Origin of the sequence: Actinomadura sp. WMMA1423 (assembly GCF_006547145.1) — a bacterium.
Lineage (GTDB): Bacteria > Actinomycetota > Actinomycetes > Streptosporangiales > Streptosporangiaceae > Spirillospora.
The window spans coordinates 6,112,719-6,127,436 of sequence record NZ_CP041244.1; the positions used below are offsets into that span (position 1 = coordinate 6,112,719).

The window sequence follows — 14,718 nt, forward strand, 5'->3', positions numbered from 1 at the left end:
CTGGCCACCGGAAGCGACCTTTCTCGGGAGGCATGAGTTTTCTCATCGCATCGCGGGTCGTCGCTTCGGTGGCCGCTCACGCGAATAGACATCGAGAGCCGAGGGGTGGGGCTGTGCAGCAGATGTCCAAGGGCGCCAACGTCGACCTGGCGAACCTTTCCGAAGCCTCCGGGCCGATCACGGTGGTCCTCGGTTGGACCGATCCCAGCGGGGCCGGAGAGGCCGATGTGTCGGTGCTGCTGCTCGGCTCCGACGGCAGGGTGCGCGGCGACGGCGACTTCGTCTTCTACAACCAGCCCGCCACGCCTGACCAGTCCGTCCAACTGCTGGGCAAATCGCCGACCGGCAGCGGCAGTGAGGACCGCATCCTCGTCGACCTGCGCGCGCTGCCGCCCGAGGTGGAGCGCGTGCTCGTCGCGGCCAGCCGCGACGCGCCGGCCACGTTCGGAGATCTGAACGACCTCCGCCTCTCCCTGTCCGACAGCGCGGGAGAGGTGCTGCTGGCCTTCGACATCGACGACGCGACGGTGGAGACGGCGTTCATCTTCGGCGAGCTGTACCGCAGGGGTGAGGGCTGGAAGTTCCGGGCGGTCGGTCAGGGATACGAAGCGGGCCTGGCGGGCCTGGCCACCGACTTCGGTATCGGGATCGACGAGAGCGACGACCAGCCGCCGGCCGAGCAGCAGGCGGACGAGCAGCAGGCGGACGAGCAGCAGGCGGACGAGCCGCCGGCGGACGCCGACTCCGTCCCCGCGGCACCGGACGTCCGGCCGGCCGAGGCGGAGAGCCGCCGTCGTCCGGGCCGGGTCCGGACCGCGAAGAAGAAGGCGACGCTGCCCAAGGCGGCCAAGCTGAACCTCGCCGAGCACGCCTCGTGGCACGGCGCCCGCCTGTTCTCGGTCTCCGGGCTGCGCAGCAACCAGGAGCGGGAGGCCCGGGCGACCTCGACCCTGCTCGCGGTGATGGCCCAGGTCCCGGAGTTCGGACGGCGCCTCACCGCGCGGTTCAACGCCCCGGCCGGAACGATCCAGACCTTCACCGAAGCCTCCTTCAAACACGGTGACACCAGGGTCCGTCCCGACGGGATCATCCGTGTCGCCCGCGCGGGCAGGATCTGGACCGCCCTGATCGAGACCAAGACGGGCGGCAACCCGCTCAAGCCGGAACAGGTCGAGGCCTATCTGGACGTCGCGGCACGGCACGGCTACGAGACCGTCATCACCCTCTCCAACGACCTCGCCCCGGATGGCGAGCACCCCCTGCCCCTCAGGCGACGCTCGCGCAAGGTCGCCCTGCGTCACCTGTCATGGGCCGAGGTCGCCCATGAGGCCCACATGCTCTGCCACCATCACGGCGTCGCCAATCCGGCCCATGCCTGGCTGCTCAACGAGCTGCTCTGCTACCTGCGCCAGGACAATGCGGGCTGCCAGGGCTTCCAGGACATGGGACAGGCGTGGGTGCCGGTGCGCAACGCCGTCGCCGCCGGAACGCTGCGGCTGGGCGACAAGCGCGCGATGCAGATCGCCGAGAACTGGGAGAAGCTCATCTGGCAGCTGTGCCTGCGGCTCAGCGGGGAGACGGGGCTGACCATCGCCCCCGTCCTGCGCCGGCGGCGGGACGGCGACTCGGCGGTGCGGCGCCTCCAGACCGTCAACTCGCTGGTCGAGGCGGGGCGCATGAGCGCGGAGGTCCGCGTCCCGAGCGCCGGCGGTCCCGTTCTCGTCGAGGCCGATCTGCGGACCGGGCAGATCGAGACCACCGTGGAGCTCCCCGCCGCCGAGCGGGCGCGGACCCTCACCCGCGTCCAGTGGCTGCTCAGACAGCTGGCCGAGGCCCCGCCGGAACTGCGCGTCGAGGCCCTCTCTCCGCGCCGGACGACCGGGCCTTGCGATCTGCTCAAGAACCTCCAAGCCGAGCCCGGCCTCCTCGTCCCCGAGGGCGGCGCGCAGATCACCTCGTTCCGCCTCACCCTGGCCACCGGCATGGGCACGAAACGGGGCACCGAGGAGGCGGGGTTCGTTCGCACGGTCGACATGGCCATGGACCGCTTCCACCAGCAGGTACTACAGGCGATCAAGGCGGATGCCGCGCCGATGGCGGAGAACGGGAGTTAGCGCATCGGGCGTGGTGGCTGTAGGGAGGTGATGCCGTTCGCGCTACTCGAGGAGGGCGGGGGTCGACTGGAGGACGATCAGGGCGCCGATGGTGATGAAGGCGATCGGGACCAGCCAGCGGCCGTGCTGGTCGAGGATGTCGATGACCTTCTTGTGGGAGCCGAGCCAGGAGGCGGCCAGGCACCACAGGGCGACACCGGCGGCGAAGACCGCGAGGGTGACGAGGGTGGACGCCGGGCCGATGGTGCGGAAGACCGGGGTGTAGGCCGAGATGTTGTCGGCGCCGTTGGCGATCGTCACGCCCGCGATCGGAAGCAGGCCCGAGGCCACCGCGGGCGGGGCGTCGTGGTCGCGGGAGCGGACGGCAGCGACGAGGCCGCGGACGCCCAGGGCCAGCGGGACGAGGCCGAGCAGCCCGATCCACTCGTCCGGGACGATCGTCAGGCCCAGCGCGGCGATCACCGAGACGAGGACCAGGGCGGCGATGCCGAGGTACTGGCCCGCCCAGACCTGCCGGGGCTTCGGGGAGCCGGTCGTCCGGCCGGACAGGAACAGGACGGTGAGGACGATGAGGTCGTCGACGTTCGTCGCGGCGAACAGGCCGCCCGCGGTCGCGACCGTGCCCGCGATTCCGTCCATCTGCCGGAATCTATCCGAGTGGGGTGACGGGCGAAACCGCCACGAAGACCGGGGGGTCACCGGTGTCATGCTCGGGAATTCGAGAAACGCGAGGGATCTGCCCGCCGCGCATGTGACAGGTTTGGTTCAAATGTCGCTTGTGTGGTCGCGTGATGTGGTCGGCCGAGCTCGCGAATGCAGTTGTGGCCGGGCCGTCCCGCAAACCATCGCGACAGTGATGGCTATGGCCGGGATCGGCCAGGCAGGGCTCGTGGTCCGACTCGGCTTAATGGTCGGTGTCCGCATGTGGGCAGGTCGCGCCGAACGTCCGCCAGAATGGAAAGGGCGGCTTTAGCCTGGCGCCATGGTGGGGAATGAGTGGGCGCTTGTCGATGTGGAGACATCCGGGCTGCGTTCCGCCCGGGACAGGGTCCTGTCGTTGGCGGTGGTGACGGTCGGGAGCGACGGGCGGCCGGGCGAGGAGTTCTCGACGCTGCTCGATCCGGGATGCGATCCCGGGCCGGTACACGTCCACGGGCTGACCGCCGACCGGCTGAGAGGCGCGCCCCGGTTCGAGAACGTCACCCGGCGCGTCGCGAGCATGCTTCGCGGCCGGGTGCTCGTGGCGCACAACGCGCCTTTCGACTACGGATTCCTCGCAGAGGAGTTCAGACGCGCGAGCGCCCGCCTTCCCGTCGAACAGCGGTTGTGCACGCTGGCGCTCAACCGCCGGCTGTCCCCGGCGACCACCGATCTGAAGCTGGGGACGCTGGCGGCCCACTACGGCGTCGAGCAGCGCAGGTCCCATGACGCGCTGGAGGACGTCCGGACGCTCGCCGGCGTCCTGCGCGGGTCGCTCCTGGAGGCGACGAGGCTCGGGCTGGAACTGCCGCTGGTCGCCTGCCCTCCCAAGCAGAGCTTCCCGCCGAGGATTCCGAAGACGCCATGCGCCTTCCGGAGCCCCGGGCGATTCGACGGCGAACTCGTCCAGGGAATGAAGGTGGTCGTCACGGGAGAAACGCGGACGCCGCGGGAAGGGATCGTCGAGAGGGCGGTCGCGGCTGGGCTGAACGTGATGACGTCCGTGAGCCGGCACACGAGCATCCTCGTGACGAACCATCCTGGTTCCGGGACGGTGAAAGCGCGCCGGGCGGGTGAATTGGGTGTGCCGGTCGTGGACGAGGCGACGTTCCTGAGGCTGCTCGAACGGGTCCGGCAGGGAAGGCAGCACGGAACGCCGACCCGGCGCGCCCCGCGAGAGCCTTCGAGACCCGCGGAGAAACCGTCCGCCCCGGCGGGGCCTCTCGAAGGCCGTCGGGTACTGGTGCTCGGTGGAACACACCCGGAATCCTCCGGGGCGCGCGGCCGGATCGTGGAACTCGGCGGCGCCGCGGCGGTGAACCTCTCGGCGAGCGTCACGGACGTCCTCAAACTGCGGGGCGGTGAGAACGACAGGCGCATGGGGCGAATACTCGACCTGCATCTGCCCGTCCACGAGAAGGAATGGCTCGACGCGCCGCAGAAGATGGAAGTGAAGGGCGTGTCGCCGTCGGTCCTGCGGCGGGGGGCGGTGATCGACCTTCCGCACGGCGGGAGGTGGACGTTCGGCGCGTCGTGGTCGCAGCACGCGTCCTGCGAGGTGGACGTGGTGGCCTTCCTGCTGGACGGGGACGGCCAGGTGTCCTGCGACGACGACTTCGTGTTCTACGGGGCGGCCGAATCGCCGGACGGGACGGTCCGTCTGGCCGCCGACGGTCCAACGGAACAGGCCGTCGTCGTAGATCTGGCGGCACTTCCCGAGGCCGTTCGGACGGTGACCGTCGCGGCGGCGATCGACGGGGCGGTGACGTTCGGCGAGCTGGGCGCCGTCGAGGTCACCGCAGGTCAGGGCGACGGAGAGCGGGTCCTGGCACAGGCGACCCTCGACGCGGGGACGACGGAGCGGACCATGCTGCTCGCCGAGGTCTACAGGCGCGAGGGACGGTGGAGGCTGCGCGTGGTCGGCCAGGGTTACGACTCCGGCCTGGACGCCCTGGCTCGCGGTCTCGGCGTCGACGTCGAGGACCAGGAAGGAGGGGCGGCCACATCAGGACAGGCGGGGGGCGAAGGGGTGAGGGAATTGGTCTAGCGGCCCGCGGCGGGCGGGCCAGCGGGTAGACCTGCATCTGTGCAGGTGAGTTATGTGAGTGAGGCGACGCCGGGACGGGAGAACGAGGACTTCGTGGCGGCCGGCTCCGGGTGGGTGGTGCTGCTGGACGGGGCGACGGCGCCGAGCGGCGTCGACAGCGGGTGCCGGCACGACCCGGCGTGGCTCGTGCGCAGGCTCGGCGGGCGGATCGCGGCGCTGCTGGCGCTGGAGGGCGGCGAGCCCCTGCCCGACCTGGTCGCCGAGGCGATCAAGGTCACCGGGGAGGCGCACACGGACTCGTGCGATCTGGAGAACCCCGACAGCCCGTCCGCGACCGTGTCGCTGCTGCGGCGCCGCGGCGGAGTCGTGCAGTGGTACGTCCTCGCCGACTCCCCGATCGTGGTGGACGCGGGCGAGATCAGGGTCTTCCGGGACGACCGGGTCGACCATCTGCCGAGCTACACGCTGGAGGGCGTGCGGCGGTCGCGCAACAGCCCCGGCGGCTTCTGGGTCGCGAGCACCAGGCCGGAGGCCGCCTACGAGGGGCTGACCGGCGAGGTGCCCGTCGAGGGGTTGCGGCGGGCGGCGGTGCTCAGCGACGGCGCGTCCAGGCTCGTGGAGCGTTTCGGCCACATGGGGTGGGACGACCTGATCCGCCTCCTGGACGAGGAGGGCCCCCGCGAACTGGTCAGGAGGACCAGGGCCGCGGAGGCGTCGGCGACCGCGGCCCGCGGGAAGCGGTACGACGACGCCACCGCCGTCCTCGTGCGCTTCGACACCTGAGCGTTCAGCGGGTCGGGGCCGCGATGTGGGGCCACCATGCGTCGAGGTCCTCCGGGAGGTGCATGCCCTCCACTCGAAGGGTGCCGGGCATGAGCGGGAAGCGCCGCCCGGCCGGGAAGGTGCGCTCGTAGGGCGGCGGGTCGAGGACGACGACGCGGGTGCCGTTCACGACCGGGATGTCCGCCGGGACGCCCTCGTTCCATATCCACTCGCCGTGCGCGTCGACGAGGTTCCACGGGCTGGAGATCACCGGCGGCCCGGGCGGGGCGTCGGCGTCCAGGAAGCAGGCGATGACCTCGGGCGCGGGGCGGTCGCCGGCCAGGCCGCCGGGACGTCCGATGAGCGCGCCCGCCAGCAGGACGTGCAGCTGGAAGTTGTCGCCGATCCCGCCGATGGTTACCGTCCAGCCCTTGCGGCTCGCGCGGTCGAGGACGAGGAGGCGCTCGCCGTCCAGGACGCGCAGCAGCGCCTGGTAGTGGTCCATCTGCCCGAGATGCCGGGCGGCCTGCCCGGCGGAGAAGGCGAGGAAGTCGCGGTCGGCGAGGCCGGCCCGCACCGAGGGCGCCATCTGCAGGGCGGTGCATCCCGACATCGCGAACTGCGGCAGCGCGAACCACGACATCATCGCGGTCACGGCGCCGTCCCCGAGGTGCGGCGCGACGGTCTCGAAGACCTGCTGGGACGGCTGCTCCTCCTGCATGTCGGGCGGCGGCTTGCCGCCGGCGCCCTGCTCCCAGGCGTTCGCGAACGCCAGCGCCGCGGCGGTGACCTCGGAGATCCGGTGGACGACGGCCTGGCCGACCGGGGCGGGGTCGGCGCCGTTCTCGATCCAGGCGCCGGTGACGACGGCGAGCCAGCCGCCGAGGTTCGGGGGCGCCTCGGCGACGCCCTCGGCCAGCCGGGGCAGCGCGGCGTTCAACTCTGCGGGGGAGGCCGTCTGGGACGCCTGCATGAGCTGCGGGAGGAGGTCGCCGAAGGAGCGGTCCTCGACCACCGCGGCCCGGACGATCCGGTCGGCGAGAGGCTGGAGCGACATGATCGTAAACCCTGGCACAGCGGGCGGGAGGAAGGGGAATCCGCCCAGCATCCTGGAATCTGATTCTAGAATGAGTCGCATGGAGCCACAGGATTTCGCCGACGTGCTCAGGGCCGTCCGCAGCTTCGTCCGCGAGCAGGTCGTCCCGCGCGAGGACGAGATCGAGGAGACCGACGCGATCCCGGAGGCGCTGCGGAGCGCGTCCCGCGACATGGGCCTGTTCGGGTACGCGCTGCCCGAGGAGTACGGCGGGCTCGGCCTGTCGCTGAGCGAGGAGGTCAGGCTGGTCTTCGAGATCGGCTACGCCAGCCCCGCGTTCCGCTCCATGTTCGGCACCAGCAACGGCATCGCCGGGCAGGTCCTCGTGAACTCCGGGACGCCGGCGCAGAAGGACGCCTGGCTGCCGAGGCTCGCGTCCGGCGAGGTCGTCGGCGCGTTCGCGCTGACCGAGTCCGAGGCCGGCTCCGACCCCAGCGCCCTGACCACGACCGCGGTCCGCGACGGCGACGACTACGTGATCGACGGCGCCAAGCGGTTCATCACGAACGCGCCGGAGGCCGACGTCTTCATGGTCTTCGCCAGGACGGGCGGCGCCGGCTCGCGCGGGATCTCCGCCTTCCTCGTCGAGAAGGGCGCGGACGGGCTGCGGATCGGCCCGTCCGACCAGAAGATGGGCCAGCGCGGCGCCCACACGGCCGAGGTGTTCTTCGACGGCGTGCGCGTCTCCGCCGACGCCATGGTCGGTACGGAGGGAACGGGCTTCCGCACCGCGATGGCATCCCTCGCCCACGGCCGGGTCAGCATCGCCGCCGTCTGCGTGGGTCTCGCCCAAAGGATCCTGGACGAGACCGTCGCGTACGCGAAGGAACGCAGCCAGGGCGGCCGGACCATCGGCGAGTACCAGCTCGTCCAAGGGCTCATCGCCGACTCGCAGACCGAGCTCTACGCCGGACGCTCGATGGTCCTGGAGGCGGCCCGCGCCTACGACGCCGGAGAGGACACCAAGCTCGGGCCGTCCTGCGCCAAGTACTACTGCTCGGAGATGGTCGGACGGGTCGCCGACCGCGCCGTCCAGGTCTACGGAGGCATGGGCTACATGCGCGGCGTCGCCGTCGAGCGCTTCTACCGGGACGTCCGGCTCTTCCGGATCTACGAGGGGACGAGCCAGATCCAGCAGCTCGTCATCGCCCGCAACCTGCTGCGCTGACCAGCGCCGACACCGGCGAGGGAATCCGGTTCGCACCACGCGCCCGGGCCGTGTATGGTTTCACTGCGCGAACGACGCAGGCCCCTTTAGCTCAGTCGGCAGAGCGTCTCCATGGTAAGGAGAAGGTCTACGGTTCGATTCCGTAAAGGGGCTCACGGCATCCCGGCCGCCATCCGCATTCCGGAGGGCGGCCTTCGTCGTTTCCGGGGCGGGCTCGTCGTTTCCGGGGCGGGTCGTTCACGAGCCGTTCCAGGGGGCGTACCGGGCCCTCGCCGCCGCCCGGGCGCCGACCGTCCTGATTCGCTCCGTACCTGGGCCTGTGGTACCGTCCCACCGGTTCCAGCAGGACGTTTCGCAGATCGTCGGGGCACCCGGTAACCTGGGAGGCGGTCCCGCGGAGCCCGCGGAACCGATTCCCCGATCCTCACCCGGGTTTTCGTGTTTCCAGGGCTCGGTGCGCATCCGGTATCCTGGCAATCCGGTCCACACCGACCATCACGGCGGGGTAGCTCAGTCAGGCAGAGCAAGCGGCTCATAATCGCTGTGTCGCCGGTTCAAGTCCGGCCCTCGCTACTACTCGGCCCTCTCACCTCCACCCGGGGGTGAGCAGGCTGGGTCGAATCGCCGGCCGCCCCCTGGGGACGGCCGAGGTCCGAAAGTCCATGTCCCTAGCTCAGAAAGGCACTCCATCGTGGCTGCCACCGACGTCCGGCCGAAGATCACGCTGGCCTGCCAGGAGTGCAAGCACCGCAACTACATCACGCGGAAGAACCGGCGCAACGACCCGGACCGCCTGGAGATCAAGAAGTACTGCCCCAACTGCCGGACTCACCGTCCGCACCGGGAGACCCGCTAACCAAGGTCCGGACGGGAGAAGTACTGCCCGCTGCGCTTCACCACGGGGCCAGGACTCACCGTCCGCACCGGGAGACCCGCTGACCGAGGCCCGGACGGGAGAAGTACTGCCCGCTGCGCTTCACCACGGGGCCAGGACCCACCGTCCGCACCGGGGCATCCCGCCGCACGGACTCGTGGTCCGCACCGGGAGGCCCGTCCACGGCGCGAGTCGGCCCGGCAGACTTCTTCGCACGCTTGCCCTGACACGCACGCATCAGCCCGTTCTCGCAGTGAGACCCGCGAGGACGGGCTGAACGCCGTTCTGTTACCGTCCGTGCGAAGAGACGGAACCAGCGCGCTCAGAGGGCGCCCGGGCACCGCGGGCCGGCGGGCAGTGCGGCCGGCGGCGGGTCCGGAGCCCTGGTCCACCTGGAGGGACGGACTGCATGGCACTCAACCGTGATTTCATCGGGCGGACCTTCCCGCCCAGCGACCCCTACGAGGTCAGCCGGGTGAAGATCCGCGAGTTCGCGGACGCGATCGGCGACCGCAACCCGGTCTACCGCGACCAGGAGGCGGCCAAGGCGGCCGGGCACCCCGACGTCATCGCGCCCCCGACCTTCCCGATCGTGGTGTCCCTCGGCAACCCCGGCCTCGCCGACCCCGCCCTCGGCCTCAACTACGCGATGGTCGTCCACGGCGAGCAGCGCTTCGAGTACACCCGCCCGCTGCGCGCCGGCGACGTCATCACCTGCACCTCGACCATCACCGAGATCCGCTCGATCGGCAACAACGAGAAGATGGTCGTCGAGACCGAGGTCGCGACCGTCGAGGGCGAACTGGTCTGCAAGTCCTACAACACGATCGTGGAGCGGGGTGCCTGATGACCGCCAAGGTGAACTACGCCGACGTCGAGGTCGGAACCGAGATCCCCGCGCAGAGCTACGCCATCGACCGCGCGAACCTCGTCATGTACGCGGGCGCGTCCGGCGACTTCAACCCGATCCACTGGCGCGAGTCCGTCGCCAAGGCCGTCGGCCTCCCGGACGTGATCGCCCACGGCATGTACACGATGGCGCAGGGCGGCCGGTTCGTCACCGACTGGGCCGGCGATCCGGGCGCGGTCGTGGACTACGGGGTACGGTTCTCCTCTCCGGTGGTGGTCCCCGACCAGGGCGGCGCCACGCTGGAGATCAGCGGCAAGGTGGAGGAGAAGCTCGACGACAACAAGGTCGTCGTGGCGCTCACCGCCAGGTCCAACGACCAGAAGGTCCTCACCCGCGCCAAGGCGGTCGTCAGGCTCGCCTGAGCGGAGCGGCGCACCGGCCGGGGCCGCCCCGGCCGGTGCGGCAGGCCGCCCGGACGAGGGCGGACCGCCCGGCGGCGCGGGGGACGGCAGGGGAGGGGAAGACGACGTGGCGGTGTTCGCCGAAGACGTGAACTTGGCCGGATACACCACGCTGCGGTTGGGCGGGCCCGCGCGGCGCTTCGTCGAGGCGACGACCGAGGCCGAGCTGGTCGCCGCGGTCCGCAAGGCCGACGACGAGGGCGAGCCGGTCCTCGTGCTCGGCGGCGGCAGCAACCTCGTGGTCTCCGACGACGGGTTCCCCGGCACCGTCGTGCACGTCGGGACCCGCGGCACCGAGCGCGTCGCCGCCGAGGGCGGCAAGGTCCTGCTCCGCGTCCAGGCCGGCGAGGACTGGGACCCCTTCGTCGCCCGCTGCGTCGCCGACGGGCTCGCCGGCGTCGAGTGCCTGTCCGGGATCCCCGGCCGCGTCGGCGCCTCGCCGATCCAGAACGTCGGCGCCTACGGGCAGGACGTCAGCGAGACGATCGTCGAGGTCCGCGCCTACGACCGGCGGGCCCGCGCCTGCGTCGTCCTCGACCGCGAAGCCTGCCGGTTCACCTACCGGCACAGCGTCTTCAAGGGCGACGACCGGTACGTCGTCCTGGACGTGACGTACGCGCTGGACGAGGCCGAGGAATCGCAGCCCATCGCCTACGCCGAGCTCGCCCGGAAGCTGGACGTCCGGCCGGGGGAGCGGGTCACGCTGAAGGAGGCCCGCGACGCCGTCCTCGAACTGCGGCGCGGCAAGGGCATGGTCCTTGACGCGAACGACCCCGACACCCGCAGCGCCGGATCGTTCTTCACCAACCCGATCCTCGAACCCGCCCGGCTCGCCGAGCTCGAACGCCGCGTCGCCGGACGCCTCGGCCCGGACGCGGCGTTCCCGCGCTACCCCGAGACCGGCGACCGCGTGAAGACGTCCGCCGCCTGGCTCATCGACCGCGCCGGCTTCACCAAGGGCCACGCGCTCGGCCCCGCCCGCATCTCCACGAAGCACACCCTCGCCCTCACCAACCCGGGCGGCGCCAGCACCGCCGACCTGCTCGCCCTGGCCCGCGAGGTCCGCGACGGCGTCCGGGACGCGTTCGGCGTCGAACTGGTCAACGAGCCGGTCCTGGTCGGCGTAACCCTCTGACCCCGCGCCCCGCCTGACCCGCGCCCGCCACGTGCAGCCCGCTTGACGTGCAGCCCGCTTGACGTGCGGGGCGCTTGACGTGCGGGGCGCTTGAGATGGGGGCGCCTTGCGGGCGTTGGTAGTGTGGGCGGCGTCGAGGGGGAGTAGTCCCAATCGCGTGGTCGACATGCTGGCGCCGCCATCGGCGCCCGGTCACGCGGGCCCGGTCCACATCGCGGCGGACGAGACCTTCGGCCTGGCAGTCATGCCGGGCCGAGGTCGTGCGCGCGAGCCCCCGCCCTTTCGCCCGGCAGCATCAGCGAAAGGGATCAGGTGACCGCCTTCCTCATCAGCCTGGCCGTGATCTTCGTGGCCGAGCTGGGCGACAAGAGCCAGCTCATGGCCATGACGTTCGCCACCCGCTTCCGCGCCCTCCCGGTGCTGATCGGCATCACGGCCGCGACCGCGCTCGTCCACCTGGCGAGCGTCGCGCTCGGCGCGGCCCTCGGCGCCGCACTCCCCACCGGCCCGATCTCGATCATCGCCGGCATCGCGTTCCTCGGCTTCGCGCTGTGGACGCTGCGCGGCGACGAGCTGGACGACGACGAGCGCGACAAGGCGCGGCGCGCCACGGGATCGGCGATCCTCGCCGTCGGCGGGGCGTTCTTCCTCGCCGAGCTGGGCGACAAGACGATGCTCGCCACCGTCACCCTCGCCGCCGACCACGGTGGCCTCGCCGGGCTGACCGGCGTGTGGCTCGGCTCCACGGTCGGGATGGTCGCCGCGGACGCGCTCGCCATCGTCGTCGGGCAGATGCTCGGCCGCAAGCTGCCCGAGCGCGTCATCAAGTACGGCGCGGCCGCCGGGTTCGCCGTCTTCGGCGTCCTGCTGCTCATCGAGGGCATCACCGCGTGACCGGGCGGGAACAATCCCTCCAGGGCCCTTGAGGAACCGCGGGGCGCGCCGCGGCAGGGCCCGGACTGGAGTACGACCGTGGTCCTTCCCGCTCCCCTCCCCCCGCCCCGCCAGGCGCTCGGCACGCGGCTCCAGCTGAGCGACGAGGCCGCCGCCCGCATCCGCGAACTGATCATGGACGGGCGGATGCGGCCCGGCGACCATCTGCGGCTGGAACGGCTGGCCATGGAGTTCGGCATCAGCGTCACACCCGTCAGGGAGGCGCTGAAGTCGCTGCGCAGCGAGGGCTTCGTCGTCCTGGAGCCGAGGCGCGGGTTCGTCGTCGCGCCGCTGTCGAAACGGGACGTCCAGGACCTGTTCTGGGTTCAGGCGGGAATCGCCGCGGAGCTGACCGTGCGCGCCGCGCCCCGGATCGACGCGGCCGCCCTGCGGCGCCTGGAGGGCCTCCAGCACGCCCTGGCACGCGACAAGGCCGCGCACCGCCCCGACCTCATGGAGGAGCGCAACCACCTCTTCCACCGGGAGATCAACCTGGCCGCCGACTCGCCGAAGCTCGCCTGGTCGCTCGGCACCGCCGCCCGCTACGTCCCGCGCGGCCTGTACGGGCGGCTCGCCGACTGGCCGGGCGTCGCCGTCCGCGACCACGGCCGCATCCTGGCGGCGCTCCGGGACGCCGACGCGCCCACGGCCGGCGAGGAGATGCGCGCCCACATCGTCCGGGCCGGGGAACTGCTGGTCGGCCACCTCGAACGGCGGGGCATGTGGCGCCCGCCACCATGATCGTCTCCAGTCGTTAACGTGGAGGGCATGAGCCCGAGGATGAGCGCCGGTGCGCGCCGCGAGCTGGCGGTCCGGGCCGCGATGGCCGAGTTCGCCCACGGCGGCTACGACGGCACGTCCACCTGGACCATCGCGCGCCGCATCGGGGTCTCCCAGCCCTACATGTTCCGGCTCTTCCCGTCCAAGCACGCGCTCTTCCTCGCCGCGGCCGAACGCTGCTTCGACGACATCGAGCACCGCCTCGCCGACGCCGCGCGCGGCCTGCGCGGCCCGGACGCCATGGCCGCGATGGAGCGGGCGTACTTCAGGCTGCCGCGCGAGGAGCCCGCGCTGCCGCGCCTCCAGCTGGGGATCCACGCCGTCGCCGTCCGGGACGAGGAGATCGCCGCGCTGGGCCGGATCCGCTGGGCCAGGCTCTGGCGCCTCGTCGGCGACCTGTCCGGCGAGGGACCGGACGCCGTCGCCCGGTTCATGGCGGACGGGCTGCTCGTGAACGTCATGACCGCGTTCGGCGCCCCGCCCGGCCCCGACCTGCCCCGCTCGATGGCCGCCTGGTCGGAGGGCCTGCGCGCCAGGGGGCCCGGCCGCCCGGGCACCTGAACCGCCGGCCGCGGCCCGACCCCGAACGAGAGGATCGCTAGCCGTCGAGCCAGGCGTCGACGCCTGCCAGGAGGCGGGTCCGCACGTCTTCGGGGGCGGCCGAGCCGCGGATCGACTGCCGGGCCAGCTCGGCCAGCTCGGCGTCGCTGAACGAGTGCGCGGTCCGGGCCAGCTCGTACTGGCGCGCCAGCCGCGAACCGAACAGCAGCGGGTCGTCGGCGCCGAGCGCGATCGACGCGCCCGCCTCGAACAGCCGCCGCAGCGGGACGTCCGACGCCGTCGCCGCCACACCGAGCCCCACGTTCGACGCCGGGCACACCTCCAGCGTCACGCCGCGGTCGACGATCCGCTCCAGCAGCCGCGGGTCCTCCACGGCGCGGACGCCGTGCCCGATCCGGTCGGCCTCCAGCGTCTCCAGGCACTCCCGGACGCTCGCCGGGCCGAGCAGCTCGCCGCCGTGCGGGGCCGACAGCAGCCCGCCGCGCTTGGCGATCCTGAACGCGCCCTCGAAGTCGTAGGCGCGGCCCCGCCGCTCGTCGTTGGACAGCCCGAACCCGACGACTCCCTCGCCGGTGTACCGGGTGGCGAGGCGCGCGAGCGTCTTGGCGTCCAGCGGGTGCCGGGTGCGGTTGGCCGCGATCACCACGCCGATGCCGATGCCGGCCGCCTCCGCCGCATCGCGCGCCGCGTCGAGCACGAGCTCCACGGTCGGGGTCAGCCCGCCGAACTTCGCCGCGTACCCGCTCGGGTCGACCTGGATCTCCAGCCAGCCGGACCCCTCGGCGGCCTCGTCCTCGGCGGTCTCGCGCAGCAGCCGCCGCAGGTCGTCAGGGGTCTGCAGGACCGACCGCGCGATGTCGTACAGGCGCTGGAACCGGAACCAGCCGCGCTCGTCGGTCGCCTGAAGCCGGGGCGGCCAGTCCTCGACGAGGGCGTCGGGCAGGTGGACGCCGTGCAGGCCGGCGAGCTCCACGAGCGTGGAATGGCGCATCGACCCGGTGAAGTGAAGGTGCAGGTGCGCCTTGGGCAGCAGGGCCACGTCCGGGCGGGCGGGGCCGCGGGCGGGCGCGGGCTCCCGGCGGCCGGTCATGGATCGGTCCGGTGCGGAGCGGTCCTCGGCCGGACGGGCTGAAACGGTACGGGCCTCCATGACCCAATGTTGCCGGATCATCGTCCTCCTCGAACGCCCGCCCCGGCAGGATCACCACACCGGACTACCTCGCATGACACGCGACGGC

At 72.0% G+C, this 14,718-nt stretch carries 14 protein-coding genes and 2 tRNA genes; 13 read left to right on the forward strand and 3 right to left on the reverse strand.

What is annotated here, in order from left to right:
* Positions 1-122: 122 nt before the first annotated feature.
* Positions 123-2,114, forward strand: coding sequence for a TerD family protein (locus FKD65_RS28340; protein ID WP_240810367.1), 1,992 nt, complete (start codon positions 123-125; stop codon positions 2,112-2,114).
* A gap of 42 nt (positions 2,115-2,156) precedes the next feature.
* Here FKD65_RS28340 and FKD65_RS28345 read toward each other — a convergent pair whose 3' ends face one another.
* Complete coding sequence (locus tag FKD65_RS28345; protein WP_141580518.1) at positions 2,157-2,753, reverse strand: cadmium resistance transporter; 597 nt, start codon at positions 2,751-2,753, stop codon at positions 2,157-2,159.
* Positions 2,754-3,096: 343 nt separating this feature from the next.
* Between FKD65_RS28345 and FKD65_RS28350 the strand changes: the two genes are divergently transcribed.
* Positions 3,097-4,860 (forward strand): TerD family protein, encoded by a 1,764-nt coding sequence (locus FKD65_RS28350; RefSeq protein WP_141580520.1) that lies wholly within the window; start codon positions 3,097-3,099, stop codon positions 4,858-4,860.
* Positions 4,861-4,914: 54 nt separating this feature from the next.
* On the forward strand, positions 4,915-5,643 hold the full coding sequence (locus tag FKD65_RS28355) for a protein phosphatase 2C domain-containing protein (RefSeq protein WP_240809644.1): 729 nt from the start codon (positions 4,915-4,917) through the stop codon (positions 5,641-5,643).
* A gap of 4 nt (positions 5,644-5,647) precedes the next feature.
* Here the strand turns inward: FKD65_RS28355 and FKD65_RS28360 are convergent, their stop codons facing one another.
* The gene (locus tag FKD65_RS28360) at positions 5,648-6,679 is read right to left on the reverse strand and encodes a hypothetical protein (protein ID WP_141580524.1); all 1,032 of its coding nucleotides are present in this window, start codon (positions 6,677-6,679) and stop codon (positions 5,648-5,650) included.
* 79 nt (positions 6,680-6,758) lie between these two features.
* Here FKD65_RS28360 and FKD65_RS28365 point away from each other — a divergent pair, with 79 nt between their 5' ends.
* The 10 genes from FKD65_RS28365 (at position 6,759) to FKD65_RS28410 (ending at position 13,480) form a co-directional block, all read left to right on the forward strand.
* Complete coding sequence (locus FKD65_RS28365) at positions 6,759-7,886, forward strand: acyl-CoA dehydrogenase family protein (RefSeq protein WP_141580526.1); 1,128 nt, start codon at positions 6,759-6,761, stop codon at positions 7,884-7,886.
* Between the two features lie 80 nt (positions 7,887-7,966).
* Positions 7,967-8,039: transfer RNA gene (locus FKD65_RS28370), tRNA-Thr, on the forward strand.
* 346 nt (positions 8,040-8,385) lie between these two features.
* Positions 8,386-8,459: transfer RNA gene (locus FKD65_RS28375), tRNA-Met, on the forward strand.
* A 118-nt stretch (positions 8,460-8,577) separates the two neighbouring features.
* Entirely contained in the window at positions 8,578-8,742 is a 165-nt protein-coding gene (gene rpmG / locus FKD65_RS28380) for a 50S ribosomal protein L33 (RefSeq protein ID WP_026404241.1), read from the forward strand.
* A gap of 427 nt (positions 8,743-9,169) precedes the next feature.
* Positions 9,170-9,607 (forward strand): MaoC family dehydratase N-terminal domain-containing protein, encoded by a 438-nt coding sequence (locus FKD65_RS28385; RefSeq protein ID WP_141580528.1) that lies wholly within the window; start codon positions 9,170-9,172, stop codon positions 9,605-9,607.
* Positions 9,607-10,032: a MaoC family dehydratase gene (locus FKD65_RS28390; protein WP_141580530.1), complete on the forward strand. Its 426-nt coding sequence runs from the start codon at positions 9,607-9,609 to the stop codon at positions 10,030-10,032. The genes FKD65_RS28385 and FKD65_RS28390 overlap by 1 nt, the downstream gene beginning before the upstream one ends.
* A 106-nt stretch (positions 10,033-10,138) precedes the next feature.
* A complete protein-coding gene (locus FKD65_RS28395) occupies positions 10,139-11,206 on the forward strand; it encodes a UDP-N-acetylmuramate dehydrogenase (protein ID WP_141580532.1) in 1,068 nt (355 codons plus the stop codon).
* Between the two features lie 312 nt (positions 11,207-11,518).
* Entirely contained in the window at positions 11,519-12,100 is a 582-nt protein-coding gene (locus FKD65_RS28400; protein ID WP_141580534.1) for a TMEM165/GDT1 family protein, read from the forward strand.
* Between the two features lie 78 nt (positions 12,101-12,178).
* On the forward strand, positions 12,179-12,880 hold the full coding sequence (locus FKD65_RS28405) for a GntR family transcriptional regulator (RefSeq protein WP_205718278.1): 702 nt from the start codon (positions 12,179-12,181) through the stop codon (positions 12,878-12,880).
* A gap of 27 nt (positions 12,881-12,907) precedes the next feature.
* Entirely contained in the window at positions 12,908-13,480 is a 573-nt protein-coding gene (locus FKD65_RS28410) for a TetR/AcrR family transcriptional regulator (RefSeq protein WP_141580536.1), read from the forward strand.
* A 37-nt stretch (positions 13,481-13,517) separates the two neighbouring features.
* Here FKD65_RS28410 and FKD65_RS28415 read toward each other — a convergent pair whose 3' ends face one another.
* Positions 13,518-14,570 carry an adenosine deaminase gene (locus tag FKD65_RS28415; RefSeq protein ID WP_141587134.1) on the reverse strand — a complete coding sequence of 351 codons (1,053 nt, stop codon included), beginning with the start codon at positions 14,568-14,570 and terminating at the stop codon, positions 13,518-13,520.
* Positions 14,571-14,718 lie beyond the last annotated feature (148 nt).